Source organism: Arthrobacter sp. Y3224198, from assembly GCF_059090025.1.
The window spans coordinates 103,887-119,867 of the sequence record NZ_JBNHFG010000003.1; the positions used below are offsets into that span (position 1 = coordinate 103,887).

The 15,981-nt window shown below is 65.3% G+C and carries 12 protein-coding genes; 6 read left to right on the forward strand and 6 right to left on the reverse strand.

Annotated features, from left to right (window positions below; all coding sequences use genetic code 11):
• Positions 1 to 46: 46 nt before the first annotated feature.
• Complete coding sequence (locus AC5RUF_RS02895; protein WP_494129645.1) at positions 47 to 1,468, reverse strand: FAD-dependent oxidoreductase; 1,422 nt, start codon at positions 1,466 to 1,468, stop codon at positions 47 to 49.
• Between the two features lie 179 nt (positions 1,469 to 1,647).
• Between AC5RUF_RS02895 and rarD the strand changes: the two genes are divergently transcribed.
• Positions 1,648 to 2,694, forward strand: coding sequence for an EamA family transporter RarD (rarD, locus tag AC5RUF_RS02900; RefSeq protein WP_494129689.1), 1,047 nt, complete (start codon positions 1,648 to 1,650; stop codon positions 2,692 to 2,694).
• A 125-nt stretch (positions 2,695 to 2,819) separates the two neighbouring features.
• Entirely contained in the window at positions 2,820 to 4,706 is a 1,887-nt protein-coding gene (locus AC5RUF_RS02905; protein ID WP_494129646.1) for an HNH endonuclease signature motif containing protein, read from the forward strand.
• Between the two features lie 500 nt (positions 4,707 to 5,206).
• Here AC5RUF_RS02905 and AC5RUF_RS02910 read toward each other — a convergent pair whose 3' ends face one another.
• The 3 genes from AC5RUF_RS02910 to AC5RUF_RS02920 are packed head-to-tail and all read right to left on the reverse strand — an operon-like array spanning position 5,207 to position 9,036.
• A complete protein-coding gene (locus tag AC5RUF_RS02910) occupies positions 5,207 to 6,748 on the reverse strand; it encodes an APC family permease (protein ID WP_494129647.1) in 1,542 nt (513 codons plus the stop codon).
• Positions 6,745 to 7,644: a universal stress protein gene (locus AC5RUF_RS02915; RefSeq protein WP_494129648.1), complete on the reverse strand. Its 900-nt coding sequence runs from the start codon at positions 7,642 to 7,644 to the stop codon at positions 6,745 to 6,747. Before AC5RUF_RS02915 ends, AC5RUF_RS02910 begins: the two co-directional genes overlap by 4 nt.
• 12 nt (positions 7,645 to 7,656) lie before the next feature.
• Positions 7,657 to 9,036 (reverse strand): flavin monoamine oxidase family protein, encoded by a 1,380-nt coding sequence (locus AC5RUF_RS02920; RefSeq protein WP_494129649.1) that lies wholly within the window; start codon positions 9,034 to 9,036, stop codon positions 7,657 to 7,659.
• 193 nt (positions 9,037 to 9,229) lie between these two features.
• On the opposite strand from AC5RUF_RS02920, the gene AC5RUF_RS02925 reads away from it, so the two are divergent.
• Positions 9,230 to 9,898, forward strand: coding sequence for a TetR/AcrR family transcriptional regulator (locus AC5RUF_RS02925; protein WP_494129650.1), 669 nt, complete (start codon positions 9,230 to 9,232; stop codon positions 9,896 to 9,898).
• A 163-nt stretch (positions 9,899 to 10,061) separates the two neighbouring features.
• On the opposite strand, the gene gabT is transcribed toward AC5RUF_RS02925, so the two are convergent.
• Together gabT and AC5RUF_RS02935 are read right to left on the reverse strand one after the other, a co-directional pair.
• A complete protein-coding gene (gene gabT / locus AC5RUF_RS02930; protein ID WP_494129651.1) occupies positions 10,062 to 11,417 on the reverse strand; it encodes a 4-aminobutyrate--2-oxoglutarate transaminase in 1,356 nt (451 codons plus the stop codon).
• 44 nt (positions 11,418 to 11,461) lie between these two features.
• Positions 11,462 to 12,892 carry a gamma-aminobutyraldehyde dehydrogenase gene (locus AC5RUF_RS02935; RefSeq protein ID WP_493997807.1) on the reverse strand — a complete coding sequence of 477 codons (1,431 nt, stop codon included), beginning with the start codon at positions 12,890 to 12,892 and terminating at the stop codon, positions 11,462 to 11,464.
• Between the two features lie 149 nt (positions 12,893 to 13,041).
• Here AC5RUF_RS02935 and AC5RUF_RS02940 point away from each other — a divergent pair, with 149 nt between their 5' ends.
• From AC5RUF_RS02940 to AC5RUF_RS02950, 3 genes are all read left to right on the forward strand, one after another.
• A complete protein-coding gene (locus AC5RUF_RS02940; protein ID WP_494129652.1) occupies positions 13,042 to 14,451 on the forward strand; it encodes a PucR family transcriptional regulator in 1,410 nt (469 codons plus the stop codon).
• Between the two features lie 361 nt (positions 14,452 to 14,812).
• A complete protein-coding gene (locus AC5RUF_RS02945; RefSeq protein WP_493997455.1) occupies positions 14,813 to 15,454 on the forward strand; it encodes a putative glycolipid-binding domain-containing protein in 642 nt (213 codons plus the stop codon).
• A 39-nt stretch (positions 15,455 to 15,493) separates the two neighbouring features.
• On the forward strand, positions 15,494 to 15,922 hold the full coding sequence (locus AC5RUF_RS02950) for a hypothetical protein (protein ID WP_493997456.1): 429 nt from the start codon (positions 15,494 to 15,496) through the stop codon (positions 15,920 to 15,922).
• Positions 15,923 to 15,981 lie beyond the last annotated feature (59 nt).

Genomic DNA, 15,981 nt, shown 5'->3' on the forward strand with positions numbered 1-15,981 from the left:
GCGCGGACCGGCGGGGGCCAGTGTAATTCGGGATGGATTCGGGCGGTTACTCGCCGCGGGAGATGCGGGTCATTTCCTCCCGGTCAACCACCTTGACACGCTCGCGGACGATCTCGCCCGTCGTCGGATCCGGGTGGATGTAGGAGGCGCCGAGGCTGCGCTCGTAGGCATCCAGCTTCAGCCAGCCTTCCCAGGTGGTGTACTGAACTCCGCGCTCTTCCAGCAGCTCGATGATCGAGGAGGGGTCCGGGTGCGACGCTGCCGGCAGGTTCATCCGGTCCTCGAGCAGGTAGCCGATGGTTTCCAGCGCATCCCCCTTGGTATGCCCGATCAGGCCCACCGGTCCGCGCTTGATCCAGCCAGTGGTGTAGATGCCCGCCACGGGGGCGCCGTCTTCATTGACCACACGGCCGCCCTCGTTCGGGATCACGCCGCGGCGCTCGTCGTACCCTACTTCGGGCAGCTCGGAACCGAAGTAGCCAATGGCCCGGTACACGGCCTGGACCGGGTAGTCCACGATTTCGCCGGTCCCGCGGACGTTGCCGGTGCCATCCAGTTCGGTGCGTTCGAACTTCATTCCGGCCACCTTGCCGGGCGCCGAGGGATCGTCGTAAATCTCCACGGGGCTGTGCAGGAAGTGCAGGTGCAGGCGGCGGGAGGCACCGGTGTCCTGCTCCTCCACCAACCAGTTGGTCAGGGTGTTGACCATGGTTTTGGTCTGGTTGTTCGTGCGGATCTGTTCATCGGACCCCTCGTCGAATTCAAAGTCCTCGGGGTACAGGACGATGTCGACGTCGCGCGAGTGCGAAAGCTCGCGCAGTTCCAGGGGCGTGAACTTCACCTGCGCCGGGCCGCGGCGTCCGAAGATGTGCACATCCGTCACCGGGGACTTCTTCAGGCCCTCGTAGACGTTCGCCGGGATCTCCGTGGTGAGCAGGTCATCGGCGTGCTTTGAAAGGATGCGCGCGACGTCGAGGGCCACGTTGCCGTTGCCGATCACGGCAACTTCCTTGGCGTCCAGCGGCCATTCGCGCGGGACGTCCGGGTGGCCGTCATACCAGGAGACAAAGTCGGCACCGCCGAAGGACCCCTCCAGGTCCACTCCGGGCACATTCAGGGGTGCGTCCTTGATGGCGCCGGTGGCGAAGATGATGGCGTCATAGAAGTGCCGGAAGTCCGTCAGCGTCAGGTCGCGTCCGTAGTTCACGTTGCCGAGGAAGCGGATGTCGCCGCGGTCCAGGACCTTATGCAGGGCGTTGACAATACCCTTGATCCGCGGGTGGTCGGGGGCCACTCCGTAGCGGATCAGGCCGTAGGGCGCCGGGTACTGGTCGAAGAGGTCAATGCTGACCTCGAAGTCCCGGTCGGCCTTGGTAAGGATGTCGGCGGCGTAAACACCGGCGGGGCCTGCACCGATGATGGCGACCCTCAAGGGACGCTGGGCGCTCTCCGCGGCTGGGTTAGTCACTGATAGTCCTTCTTCTCTTCGAAAGATCCGTAGGTGCGCAATTAACACACAGTTATTTATTCTAAATGCCGGGTTCGCCGCCGTCTAAACGGTTCCCCTCACAGGATGGGAATAGTCCCGGGGATCGGTGTGTTAATGGACACGTGCCTTTCTCAAAGCCTGTCCCCGCCCTCCGCGGCGTGCGTAACGCCGAGCCCGACGCCGATCCGGCCCGCCTTGCGGGATCCGCCGGTCCCAGCGGTCCTGCCGGTTCTAGCAGTTCTGCCGGTTCTGTCGGTTCCGGCGGTTCAGCCGGTTCAGCCGGTTCCGGCCGCGAGAATCTGCCCGGCATCCTGTTCGGCGTTGGAGCATACGGGCTGTGGGGCCTGCTGCCCCTCTACTTCATGGTGCTGAAGCCTGCGGGGGCGGTGGAAATTGTCGCCAACCGCGTGGTCTGGTCGCTGGTGTTCTGCGCCATCCTGCTGACCGTGATGCGGGCCTGGAAGCCGATGCTCGCCGCAGGCCGCAGTCCCCGCACCGTGGGGATCCTGGCCGGTGCCGCCCTCCTGATCGCCGTGAACTGGCTGACCTACTCGTGGGCCGTGCTCAATGGCCATGCCGTTGAGGCGGCACTGGGGTACTTCATCAATCCATTGGTGTCGGTGTTGCTGGGCGTTCTGGTGCTCAAGGAAAAGCTGCGTCCGCTGCAGTGGGCTGCCATGGCTGTCGGCTTTATTGCCGTTCTGGTCCTGGCGCTGGCCTATGGCACCATGCCGTGGGTCGCGCTGGCGCTTGCCTTCAGCTTCGGTTTCTACGGGCTGGTGAAGAAGGGCATCGGATCCCGGGTGGACGCCGTGTCCAGCCTGACCATTGAAACCGCTGTCCTGACGCCCATAGCCGCCGGCGTGATGATCTGGCTGTCCGTCAGCGGTGCCGCAACTCTGACGTCCAACGGTCCGGCGCATTTTTGGCTGCTTGTGGCCTCCGGCGTCATCACTGCGGTGCCCCTGATTTTCTTTGGTGCAGCCGCCCGCCGGCTGCCGCTGTCCACAGTGGGACTGCTGCAGTACCTGGCACCGACCCTGCAGTTCATCCTGGCGCTGACCGTATTCAAGGAAGCAATGCCACCCGAACGCTGGGCCGGCTTCGGTCTGGTGTGGCTGGCACTGGTGATGCTGACCGTCGACATGGTTGGCGGGCCGCGGCGTAACCGCCGGTTGCGCGCTGCTGCTGCCGCCGCTGCCTGACGCACCCGGGAATTCTTTCCCAGTCGGTCCTCCACAGCAGGGAGTTCCCCTCATGGGCGGCAATGTTTGTCCCCAACCGGGTAAAGATCTGAGCTTGTATCGGGGCCGGCTGGCAGGCTGGTCCCATGACGGAGGAACCCACGGTGCAGGCGGAGCAAACCGCTTTTACTGCTGCGCCGCCCCCGAGGATTGGGGCCCGTGTGGCGACGGACGGGACGATGGATCTGGGGAGGTGGTTAGGAACGGATGTAGTCCGCGAGGCTGAAGCAATCCTGGCTTCCGGACGTGAACTCAGCGATGTTGTCTCCGACGGATGGCAACTTCTGGGCCTCGAAGAGGCCACCGTTCTCGCGGCCAGGGTCGAAGAGTTGTCGCGCACCGTCCAGTTCCTTCAACTGGCCTTGGCGGGTGCTATCGACCGGCACCGGCCGGCAAACGCGTATGGGATCGATTCATCCGGGCGTGCTGCAGAAGCGGCCGGGGTCGATTCCTCCTTGGCTGGCTTCTCCACCCCTTCCGCGAGACCCGGAGCGGTAGAACCCCTAGCCGAACCTGTTGTCCCAGAGCCCGTCGGCAGAAATGGCTCCAGCGCAGTTTGCCGAAGCAGGTTCCGCGAGTTCCGCAGCACGGCTGATTTCCTCCGGGCCCGGTTGCGTATCTCCCGTTCAGAGGCACGACGACGGCTGGAACTGGCCGGTACCGTCCTCCCGCCGGATACATTGTCCGGCGCACCCTTGGCACCTGCTTTTCCCCGGCTCAGCGCCGCCTGTGCCGCCGGCGACCTGTCAGCAGCCGGCGCCGAGCTTATTGCCCATGCCCTTCAAGAGGCGCAGCCGCGGTTGCAGCCGGAAACTTTAGCGGCCATGGAGCAGCAGTTGACCGACATCGCGTCCCGGCAGGACCACGATTTCCTGGTCCGCACGACCCGGCACTGGCTGGCCCTGCTGGATCAGGAACAACCTCCCAGCGAGGAAGAGCTTGCAAGGTTTCAGGGCATCTTCCCCGGCCGGCGCCGAAACGGACTGAGTCACCTTCACATCTACTGCACCGATGCACAGCACGAGGCACTTGCAACCGCCATGAACAGCACTGCCAACCCGCGCACCGTAGCCCCTGTCGTCAATGAAGAACCGGTGACCACCGGCGAGGCGCGGATGCCCGTACCAACGCGGCCGCAGCGGTTGCTTGACGGACTCCTCAGTGCCGTCCGTGCTGCCCTCGCCGCCGGCGGCCTTCCTGCATCAGGCGGCCTGCGTCCGCAAGTGATGGTGACGATGAGTTATGAGTCATTGATGACAGGACTGGCCGGCGCCTCAGGCGACTTTGCTGGTTCTGGCCACGGTGCTGTTCCCGGTGTCCCTGCCGGCTCCGATAGTTATGCTGTTCCCGGTGTCCCTGCCGGCTCCGATAGTCATGCTGTTCCCGGTGTCCCTGCCGGCTCCGACGTTGGTTTCGGCAATCCACCACGCCGTATCCATGCACCGGTCGGCACTACATCCTGCGGACCATCAGGCGACCACTGGGGTGGGACCGCGAGCACCCGGAATTCTTACCCCCGCTTTCCGGGGTCAGGACTCGCAGCGTTCTCCGGCCCTATCCCGGCTGAGGAGGTCCGCCAGCTCGCCTGCGACGCTGACCTGATACCTGCAGTGCTGGGACAGCAGGGACAGATCTTGGATCTTGGCCGGGCTGCGCGGTTGTTCCCGCCGCATATACGCAAGGCGCTGCATGCCCGCGACCTCGGCTGCGCCTTTCCCGGCTGCACGGTTCCGGGGCCATGGACCGAAGCCCACCACGTCACCTTCTGGGAAAACGGAGGAGGCACCGGCGTCGGAAACGGCGCCCTCCTGTGCTCGTTCCATCACCACCTGATCCACCAGGGGAACTGGACCGTTTCCATGGATTCAGGCATCCCGTGGTTCACCCCACCGCCCTATGTTGATCCGGACCGAAAACCCCTGAGGAACACCTACTTTCACCCGTGCCTGGCTGCAGAAAGCAAGCCTTCATAACGGAACGCAATGGTGAGTATCTCGTTCACATTGGACCAACCGCGCACTCCTGGCCCGACTTTGTCCACATGCCACGAACATGCACCTACCGGAGGTACCGCCCTCATACAGGCCACTTGGGTCCGAGAGAGCATACTGGACCCAAAAGCACGGGACCCGCCTCAATGTCCGACTGGTACAAAGGGCTCTTGCTGCCACTAGGCCACATAGACCTACATCAACCGACCACAGATGCACCAAATAGCGCATCCACTCTTAGACATCAGCAAACACACGCAACGGTTCTATATTCACTCACGCTTCGGGAAGACACCTGGCACATGCCCACGTCTCTCTCCGCCCAGTGATCCGTGCCCGCCCGCTTTGCTGAACGATGTACGGCTCCCCCTGGTACCGCCCCCAAAAAACACAGCACCGGCTCCCACACACGGCACCGCCCCCAAACACAGGGGCACCGCAGCCGGGGGAAGCTGCGGTGCCCCTGCGGACTGTGGGGTTTCCTAATGGACTTCTTCGGACACGCCCTTGCGCAAGGTCTCCCCGCGGAAGAATCCGGGGTTCACCTTGTACATGAGCAGCATCAGCACCGCACCAAGCAGGATCACGCCCATGCCGAGCACAAATACCAACCCGACTCCGCCCACTGAGGAGCCGGAACCGTAGGAGGGATCCATCGAATCGCTGGCGGTTTTGAAGAACATCACGAACAGGATGACGCCGCCCAGGAGCGGAGCCAGGAATTTCAGCAGGAAGCTGCGCACCGAACTGAATGCTGACGCCCGGAAATACCAGACACAGGCCAAGGCGGTGATGCCGTAGTAGAAGCAGATCATCAGGCCAAGTGCCGTGATGGTGTCCCAAAGGGCGTTCTCGGACAGAACCCGGGTGACCGCATAGAACCCCGCCGCCGCCAGGGCCGCGGCAACGGTGGCGTACCCCGGCGACTTGTGCGCCGGGCTGATCCGGCCAAAGCCGGCCGGAAGCGCCCGGTAATGGCCCATGGCCAGCAGCGTCCGCGCCGGAGAAACGAAGGTGGACTGCAGCGACGCCGCCGAGCTGCTGAGGATCGACAGGGACATCAGGATTGCGAAGGGGCCCATCACCGGACCGGCCAGGACCGCGAAGATACTCTCCTGGTTGTCGGGGTTGCCTGCACCTAACTCCCCTTCGCCGACACCGGCATAGGCCAGCGTGGCCAGAGCAACCATCATGTAGATCACGACAATCACGAAAACGGTGACCGTTGCCGCCCGGCCCGGCGTTTTGTCCGGATTACGGGTTTCCTCGTTCATGGTCAGGGTGACGTCCCAGCCCCAGTACACAAAGATGGACAGCGACACTCCTGCGGCGAAGCTGGAGAACGATTCCACGGCAAACGGATTGAACCAGTCCGCGGTGATGGGAGTGGCGTCAAAGGCCGTCCCGTTGGCCACGTGGATAAAGGCCGCGACGGAGAACCACCCCAATACCAGCAGCTGGAAGCCGACCAGCACGTATTGGAACGTTTTGGTTGTTTCGATGCCCCGGTACGAAATCCAGCAGGCGCCGGCAATAAAGAGGCAGGTAGTCAGGATGTTCAACGGCAGGTTGGTGGTGAGGTCTGCGAGGGACTCGTTGCCGGTGATCTGCGCCAGCATGAGGTAGAAGAAGTCCACCGCCACGGCAGCCAGGTTGGACAACACAATGATGGTGGCGGCAATCAGTCCCCAGCCGCCCATCCAGCCGACCCAGGGACCAAAGGCACGGGTGGCCCAGGTGAAAGACGTCCCCGAGTCGGGCATCGCGTTGTTCAGTTCCCGGTACCCCAGGGCTACGAGGATCATGGGGATGAAACCGACCAGGAAGATCGCCGGCAGCTGGACCCCAACTTCGGACACCGTCGGGCCGAGCCCGGCCGTGAGCGTGTAGGCGGGAGCGATACAGGAAACTCCGATGACGACGGCGCCTAACAGGCCTACTGATCCTGATTTCAGTCCCTTGCGGCTCAGGCCGCTTCCGCCGGCATCTGCCTGGGCTGGCACTACTGCTCTGCTGGAGCTCATCCGGTCACCTCTTTTGTCTGTTGTGGACCGCCGGCAGCGTTGCCCCTGTCATTGCGGGGGACAACCACCATGGGTACGGGAAGGCTGCGCAGCACCTTGCTGGCAGTGGTGCCCAGAAACAACCTGCGGTTCTGGGCTAACCGGCTCGAGCCGATGAGCATGATTTCGCCCTTGTCGAATTCCAAGTCGTCAATGGCGTTTTCGATGGTGCGCCCGTGGGCAACCACCGCAGTGACCGGGCACCGGCCGTCCGCAAGTTCTTCGGCCCGGGCCTTGGCTTCCTTGGCATGCAGGTCTGCTTCTAGCAGCGGATCGTCTTTGTGCTTGCCCGCTGCGTCCAGCGCCACCAACGAGACCAGCCGAAGAGGCAGGGCGCTGGAAGCCGCGGCCTCGACGGCGGCTTCCAGTACGTCCTGGGCACCGGGACGGCTGCCGATTCCGCAGGTGATCCGGGTCAGCGGAACGGTTCGGCTGTAGCCCCGCGGCGCCAGGGCCACCGGCACCGGGGAAGCATGGAGGAGGGCGTTGGCGACGCTGCCGACCGTGAATCGCTGGAAGAGGCCGTTGCTCGCAGCTCCCACCACGATCAGGCCGGCGGCGAGGTCAGCCGCAGCATCAATCAGCCCCTGGGCGTCGGATTCCGCACGGCGGACCCCCGCCTGGGCCTGCACATCGGCCGGCACCAGTTCGAGGGCCTCGGACCGCCACTGTTCAAGTTGTTCTTCCAGCAGATCGGAAAACCCGCTTTCGGGCGGGTACACCGCCGAATAGGGGGACTGTTCCGGCTCCACCAAAACCAGGTCCAAGGCCGCGTGCTGGGTGCGGGCCAGCACAGAACCGAGGTTCAGTGCGTCCCGGCCCTGCTCATTGGCCGTATATCCGACGATGTAGCGCACGGTGTCTCCCTTTCAGCCTTGTTCGTTTGCGCCGAGGATTTTCTCGGCGGTCGCCAGGCCCATCCGTACGGCACCGTCCACGTGCTGGTAGCCCTCGGCCGCAAGGTCAGAGCAGGACCAGTAGATGGGTCCGACAGGCTTGAGCTGGTCCGGTCCGTAGCGGTGCAGTCCGCCGAGGTCATAGCTGGCGGCATAGGCCCCGCGGGTCCATTCCTCCGTGCCCCAGTCGGATTCGTAGTAGACCTCCGGTGTCAGTGCCTCTTCCCCCAAAAAGCGGCCGATGGAGGCAAGGATGGCCTCCCGGCGCTCCTCTGCGGAGAGCTCGAACATCCGGTCGGCCTTCTCATCGGACACAAAACCGACCAGCGTGCCTCGGGGGTCCTGGTGGTTTGTGTTGTCGTAGACCTCCTGCACCAGTTCGCCGGCTCCGAAGCAGGTGCCGGAGAGTCCCTTCTCCCGCCAGAAGGGGGTCGGGTAAACGGCATGGACCTTGATGACCAGGCCCAGGGACTGGTGCTGGTGCATCTGGTGCTGTCGGCGCGGCAGCGGCGGCTCATACGAGACCCGGGAGTAGAGGTTGGGCGGTACAGCCATCACGGCGTAGCGGGCATGGACCGTGACGGAGTCAGCGACGGCGGTCACGCCGTCGCCGGCGCTGCCGTCCTCGCCCGGCCAGCGCAGGAAGCGTACGGGGTTGGAAAGGAACACGTTCCCGGCCAGCTCCTCGGCCATGCGTTCGGAAACCTGCTGCATGCCCCCGGCCACTCGGCGGTCCAGGATGAAGTCCTCATCCACGAGGTTGGAGAAGGACCCGGCGGACGCGGCCATCAGCACCGCCTGCAACGCGGAGAAGGCATGGGCGGGCTTCGTCAGCATGCCCCCGGCAACGAAAAGGCCGATATTGTTGCAGGCTTCTTCATCCGAGGACTGCGCCCGCAGCCAGTGGTGGAAGGAAACGGTGTCGAGCTCGCGGGCTTTCGGGTGTGCCCAGGGAGCGGCCGGATCGGTTTCCGCAGCCAGGGTATCCAGGACCTCGATCAGGCGGAGCATCTCCTTCTCCGTCTGATCCCCTACCGGGAACATGTCTCCCGTGTAGGTGCGGCGCGTTCCGTCTGCGGAGATGTAGACCGATTCTCCGTCGCGGTACCGCTCAAAGGTCTCCAGCCCAAGTTCTTCCACCAAAGCAGCCAGCACGGTCTGGTCCGGAGAAATCCACTGGCCGCCGATCTCCAGGAGGGCACCGTTGACGGTGTCCGTCCACGTCCTGCCTCCCACACGGTCTCGGGCTTCCAGCACGGCCACGCTCAGCCCGCCGGCCTTCAGCTTCCGGGCTGCGGACAGCCCCGACGGTCCGGCTCCGATGATGACCACGTCACGTTGCAGCGTTTCCACAGATTCCTTTCCCTGCGGCCAAGGTTCGGCCGCGCATTGCTTGGTACCGCGCTTCACAGCGCATAAATGAATGGTGTTCATTTATTTAGTGGAACTGTAGCGGTCGTCACACTGAAGGGGAAGAGGGTGTGTGAATATTAAGGACCGGGCTTTTGCGGCCCGGGCTTTCTTGGGGAAGAACGGAGCAACGCGGATGACCAGGCAGCTGCCAGCGAGGCGAGGAGCCGGGCGGCCGCCGACCCGTGTGCTGACACCGGAGAAGATCGTGGCCGCGGCACTGTCCGTGATCAAGGCAAAGGGATATGACGGGCTCACCATGTCCGCCCTGGCCCGCCGGTTGAATGTGGCGCCGTCCGCCCTGTACAACCACGTGGAATCCAAGGCCGAAGTGCTGCAGTGGATCCAGGACCACGTGATGTCCGGCGTCGACACCTCCTGCTTTGCGAATATGCCGTGGGCGGACGCCGTCCGCATCTGGGCGCGCTCCTACCGGGACGTGTTTGCCCGGCACACTCCCCTGATCCCGGTGATCGCCGTCCTGCAGGTGAGCGGCGCTCCCCGGACCCTTGCCATGTACGAAGTGGTCACAGAGGGCTTCCTCCGTGCGGGCTGGCCGCGGGAACGGATTGTGCCTGCGATCGTGGTCCTGGAGTCGTTCATTTACGGCTCGGCGTACGACGCCGTTGCCCCGCAGGACATTTTCGACACCGGGGCCCTGGCGCCGGACAGCCCACTGTTCACCGCCGCGGTCGAGGAACAACTTGGCCGGGCGGAGGGCCGGGCGGCCGATACCGCATTCGATGCCGGTTTGGACGCCCTGGTTACCGGACTGGCCCGGCAGGCCGGAGTGGCCTGGCAGTAAGGCACGGCGGCCCATGGGTAAGCCGAACGCCGGCCTGCTACGACGCAGCGGCCCACCGGTACACCGAAACGCCCGCCTGCGAAGGCGCAGCGGCCCACCGGTTAGCCGAAACGGCTGAAACAGCCGTCCGGCAGTTGCTGGCCGGTGGGCCGCTGCGGGCGGTTTAGCCCTGCGCCCGGAGCGCCGCCTCCAACACCTCCAGCGCATCCAACAGCAGCTCGTCGCCGATGGTCAGCGGCGGAAGCAGCCGGATGACGTTGCCGTAGGTGCCACAGGTCAGCACAATGACACCTTCCTGCAGGCACGCGGCCGACACTGCTTTGGCGGCGGCAGCATTGGGGGCCGTGGATCCGGGAGTGACAAGTTCGACGGCGAGCATGGCTCCGCGGCCGCGGACATCGCCCACCACTCCGCCTTCGGCTGCCAGTGCCTGCAGCCGCGGCAGCACCAGTTCCTCGATATGTCGGGCCCGTCCGGCCAGGTCCTGCGTGACCATCGTGTCCATGGCAGCCAGGGCGGCGGCGCAAGCGACCGGGTTGCCGCCGTAGGTGCCGCCCAGGCCGCCGGGGTGCACGGCGTCGAGCAGCTCGGCCCGTCCGGTCACCGCGGAGAGGGGCAGGCCGCCGGCAATACCCTTGGCCATGGTGATCAGATCGGGAACAACTCCTTCATGCTGCACGGCAAACCATTCGCCGGTGCGGCAGAAGCCGGACTGCACCTCGTCGGCGATGAACACGACGCCGTTGGCCCGTGCCCACTCGGCCAGCCGGGGCAGGAAGCCTTCCGCAGGAACGATGAAGCCGCCCTCGCCCTGGATCGGCTCGATCAGCAGCGCCGCCAGCTGGTCCGCGCCGATCTGCTTCTCGATCGCCAGAATGGCCCGTTCCGCAGCTTCCACACCCGTGATCGCGGAGTTTTCCTCGCGGTACGGGTAGCTCATGGGCATCCGGTAGATTTCCGGGGCAAACGGGCCGAAACCGGTCTTGTAGGGCATGGCCTTGGCAGTCATACCCATGGTGAGGTTGGTACGGCCGTGGTAGGCATGGTCGAAGGCAACGACGGCGTTGCGGCCGGTGGCGGAGCGGGCAATCTTCACGGCGTTCTCCACCGCTTCGGCACCGGAATTGAACAGGACGGTCCGCTTCTCGAAGTCGCCGGGGGTAACCTCGGCAAGCCGCTCGGCCACGGCCACGTACCCCTCATAGGGGGTGACCATAAAGCACGTGTGCGTAAAGTGCTCCGCCTGCTGCTGCACGGCAGCTACGACGGCGGGGTCCGAGGCGCCCACGCTCGTCACCGCAATGCCCGACCCAAGGTCCGCAAAGGCGTTCCCGTCCACGTCCAGGATGATTCCGCCGTCGGCGTCGGCGGCATAGACGGGCACGCTGGAGGCAACCCCCTTGGCCACCACGGAGGCACGGCGGGCCTCGAGCGCCGCGGACTTGGGACCCGGGAAGGAGCCGGTGATCCGGCGTTTCTGTTCCAGGCGGTAAATGGGTGTGATGACGGGGGTGCTCATGATGCTGCCTTTCAAGACGTGCTGGGAAAATCCGGGGTGGTGATTCAGGCGTCCAGTGCCGTCATCACGTGCTTGATGCGGGTGTAGTCCTCTACCCCGTACATGGAGAGGTCCTTGCCGTAGCCGGAGCTCTTGAAACCGCCGTGCGGCATCTCCGCGGTGAGCAGGATATGCGTGTTGATCCAGACTGCACCGAAGTCCAGGTCCCGGGACAGGCGCATGGCCCGGCCGTGGTTGGTGGTCCAGACGCTGGAGGCCAGGGCATATTCGACGTCGTTGGCCATTTCCACGGCCTCTTCTTCGGAACCGAACTTCTGGACGGTGATCACCGGTCCGAAGGTCTCCTTCTGCACAATGTCATCGTCCTGCCGGGCTCCGGTGATTACGGTGGGCTCGAAGAAGAAACCCTTGGACCCGGCCCGACGGCCGCCGGTTTCCACCTTGCAGTGGGCCGGAAGTGCGTCGATGACGGCGTTGACCGCATTGAAGTGGTTGATGTTATTCAGCGGACCGAAGTAGTTGTCCTCGTCATTGTCGCTGCCGGTCTTCAGCTCCCGGGCAGCCGCAACCAGCTTCCCGACCAGCGCGTCATGTGCGGAATCCTCCACCAGCACCCGGGTGATGGCGGTGCAGTCCTGTCCGGCGTTGAAGAAGGCGAACTCGGCTACGGCCTGTGCGGTGCGGTCCAGGTCCGCATCGGCAAACACAACGGCCGGCGCCTTGCCGCCCAGCTCCAGGTGCGCCCGCTTCAGGCCCTTCGCGGCACCGGAGGCGACGGCGATGCCGGCCCGCACGGATCCGGTGATCGACACCAGGCCGGGCACGGGGTGCTCCACCATCAGCGCACCGGTTTCCCCGGTCCCCAACACCACATTGAGCACGCCGGCCGGGAAGATGTCCTGCGCCAGCCGGGCCAGGACAAGGGTGGATTCGGGAGTGGTGTCCGAGGGCTTCAGCACCACGGTGTTTCCGGCCGCGAGGGCGGGACCGATCTTCCAGACGGCCATCAGCAGCGGATAGTTCCACGGCGCCACCTGGGCCACTACGCCGATCGGCTCGCGCCGGACGAAGGACGTGTGCCCGTCAAGGTATTCACCGGCGGACTTGCCCTCCAGCAGCCGGGCGGCTCCGGCAAAGAACCGCAGCTGATCAGCACCCACGGCCACTTCCTCGGCAGCAATCACCGAACGGACCTGGCCGGTGTTGCGGTGCTGGGCCTCGACGAGTTCCTCTGAGTTGGCTTCAAACGCATCAGCCAGGCGGAGCAGCATCATTTGGCGCTCGCTGGGCGTGGTGCGCTTCCAGCTGCGGAACGCGGTGGCCGCGGCAGTCATGGCGGCATCGACGTCTGCCTGGACGGAGACCGGGGATACCGCCACCACCTCACCGTTGGTCGGGTTCACGATGTCGAGCACCTCCGTCCCGCGGGAGGGGACGAACTCGCCGTTGATGAAGTTCTGCAGTGTCTGCGCCATGCCGGAGGTCCTTTCGGAATCGGGCCGGGCGTACACCCGGACTACCCCAAACCTACTGTGCGGCATAGGTCACATCCAGAGCCATCCGCACAGGTTACTTCGAGCGTCACAGTGCAGTTGCCCAAAGGTCCAGCTCCTATAGTTGAGCCATGTCGATCACACTTCCGGATTTGCTGGCCGCGGGCGGACTGAACCTCACCCGCCATGGCTCTGCACCCCTGTCGGCAACGCCCATCCAGTGGGTGGCCGTGACGGAATTGGAAGATCCCTCTCCGTTCCTGGGCGGCGGCGAGGTGGTGTTGACCACCGGAGCCCGGCACGACACCGAGACCGCCCAGCGCCGCTTTGTGCAGAGCGTGGACAAGGCAGGCGCCCTGGGCATCGGCTTCGGCACCGGTGTGGGCCACGGCACCGTCCCCGCTCCCCTGCTCGCCGAGGCGGACCGGCTCGGCCTACCCGTGTTCGAGGTTCCGTACGGAACACCGTTCATGGCACTGGGCAAACTGGTGGCAGATTCCCTCTCCGCGGAACATGTGGCCCAGCTGCATCAGCTGTTGTCGGCAAACCGGGTCCTGGCGGAAGCGCTGCTCAGTGGCAAGGGCCTGCCCCGCCTGCTGGCTGAGCTCTCCGGACTGGTACAGGCCGGAGTTGCGCTGTTCCAGTACGGCGCCCAGGTCTTTGCCACCGCAGAGCCGGATGCCACCTGGCGGCGCCTTCCAGTGGCCACCGGCATGCGGGACCGCTGCACCCTGGCCATCCAGGAACCCTTTGTGCAGCCGGACATCGTGGCGTATGCGCAGAGCCTGATCGGCGTCGAACTCAGCAACCAGGCAGCAAGGCGTGCCACCAGCCGGAAGGTGACCGGCCAGCTCCTGGGAGACGTGGTGGACGGAAGGCTGGCCGGAACCGACGCCGCTGTCCGCCTGCAGGCGGCGGGTATCGATACCTCCCGGCGGCAGGTCACCCTCCTGGTGGAAGTTGCCTCCGGGCAGGTCCGCGGCCTGCCCGCCCTGCCGCTGCCGGCGCTTTTCGACGGCGCCCCCACCGCCGTGCATGAAAACCGCCTGGCGGTGGTGGTCCCGGCCGGTGAGGGCAGCAGCATGTCGGAAGCACTGAGCAGCTACATCTTTGGTGCGGGCCTGACGGCGAAAGTGGGGGTGGGCGGAGCCTATGCCGACCCCGCGGGCCTGCGCTGGAGCTACTTCGAGGCACGCGAAGCGCTCCGGCGCGGCGCAGCCGTCAACGAACCGGAACGGCTCAGCCTGACCTCCCTGCTGATGGCGGGCCGGGACGTCCCCCTGGCCGACCTCGCTGCGGAAGCCCTGGATCCGCTCGAGGCCTTCGATGCCAGGCACGGCGCGCAGCTGATCCCGACCCTGGATGCCTATCTGGCCTTGAATGGATCCGTGGCCGCGGTGGCCGCGGATCTTGGCCTGCACCGCAACACCGTGCGGTACCGGCTGGCGCAGATCGCGGACCTGACAGGTTATGACCCGGCGCTCACGGCAGACAGGGTCCACCTCTATCTGGCCCTGAGCGTTCGCCGGATGGGCAGCTAGGCGGAAGGCGGGGGTCGGCGCCGCCCGATGGCAGCTAACCCAGCCATGGCGGCTTGGGCTTCGCTGCCTGGCGGCTTGGCGTTCGGCGAGTGGCGGTTGGCGCCCGACGGTTCGCACCACACGGTGGGCATCCGGCAGATTGGCGGCCACCCACGTCCCGGCACCCCGACCGGCCGGTCGGGGCAACCAGTCCGGCCGGTCGGGGCAACCAGTCCGGCCGGTCGGGGCAACCAGTCTGGCCGGTCGGGGCAACCAGTCTGGCCGGTCGGGGCAACCAGTCCGGCCGGTCGGGGCAACCAGTCCGGCCGGTCGGGGCAACCAGTCTGGCCGGTCGGGCCCGCAGGACAGTTAACCTGTAGGAATGACTATCACTGCGCAGGCCCGGACGATCCGGTGGCAGGGGCTGGACGACCCGGACCGCAGGGACACCGCAGTGGTGTCGTTCCGGGACCGGGAGTTGGCAGCGGCGGGCACCTCCGTTACGCCGGAATACACCGCGTCCTGGACCCTTTCCACCTCTCCCGGATGGGTGACCCGGCATTTGTCCGTCTCGGTGACCGGCAACGGCTGGGCCCGGACGCTGCTGCTCGAACGCAGCACCGAGGGCCGCTGGACCGCGGAAACCACGGTCTCCGGCACCGCAGACCTGCCGCACCCGGGCATTAACGATCCGCGCCGCCTCGACGAAGCCCAGGACTGCGACCTCGGGTTGTGTCCGCTGACCAACACCATGCCGATCCTGCGCCTGGACCTGCTCAACGAGTCGGCTCCGCCCGACGAAACACAGCTGACCATGGCGTGGGTGGAAATGCCCAGCCTGCGGGTGGTTCCCAGCCGGCAGGTCTACTCCCAGGTCCGGCCCTTTTCACCCGACGCCGGACGCGCCGTCGTACTCTACAGTTCGGAGAACCGCGGTTTCACGGCCGAGCTGGGCGTGGACGGCGACGGGACCGTGATCGAGTATCCGGGACTCGCGCGCCGACTGCCCCACGCAGACAGCTAGGATTGGAATACATCCACTCACCGCACGCTTGGAGACCACATGAGTGAAATTTTCCTTGATCGCTTCCGCGCCCTGGTCCCCAAGTACCTTGAGGACAACTGGCGCGAAGAGGACGGCATCCCCGAGCCCGAGCTCGATGCGATGCTGGCCGCCCACGACTTCCGCATCCCGCTGGTGCTGCGGGAGTTCTACCTTGCGCTGGGCGGCTGCGAGGACCTGATGGAGGCGTTCCACTTCTTCTGGGACCCCGACGAGCTGGAAATCGAAGACGGTTACCTGCTCTTCCTCGAGGACGAGGACGAGAAGTTCGTTTGGGGCATCCGTGAGGACCAGCTGGACGTCCCGGACCCGATTGTCTGGCGCCGCAACAACGCCCGCGGCGACTGGCAGAGTGAAGAAGGAACCCTGAGCGAATATGTCCTGGACATGTTCGAGTGGATTTTCGAAGAGGACGAAGACGAGGACTAAGCGAGGACTGAGGCCTGGATGAGGGAAGCGCCCGGCGAAACAATTTGGCAGAGCCATGC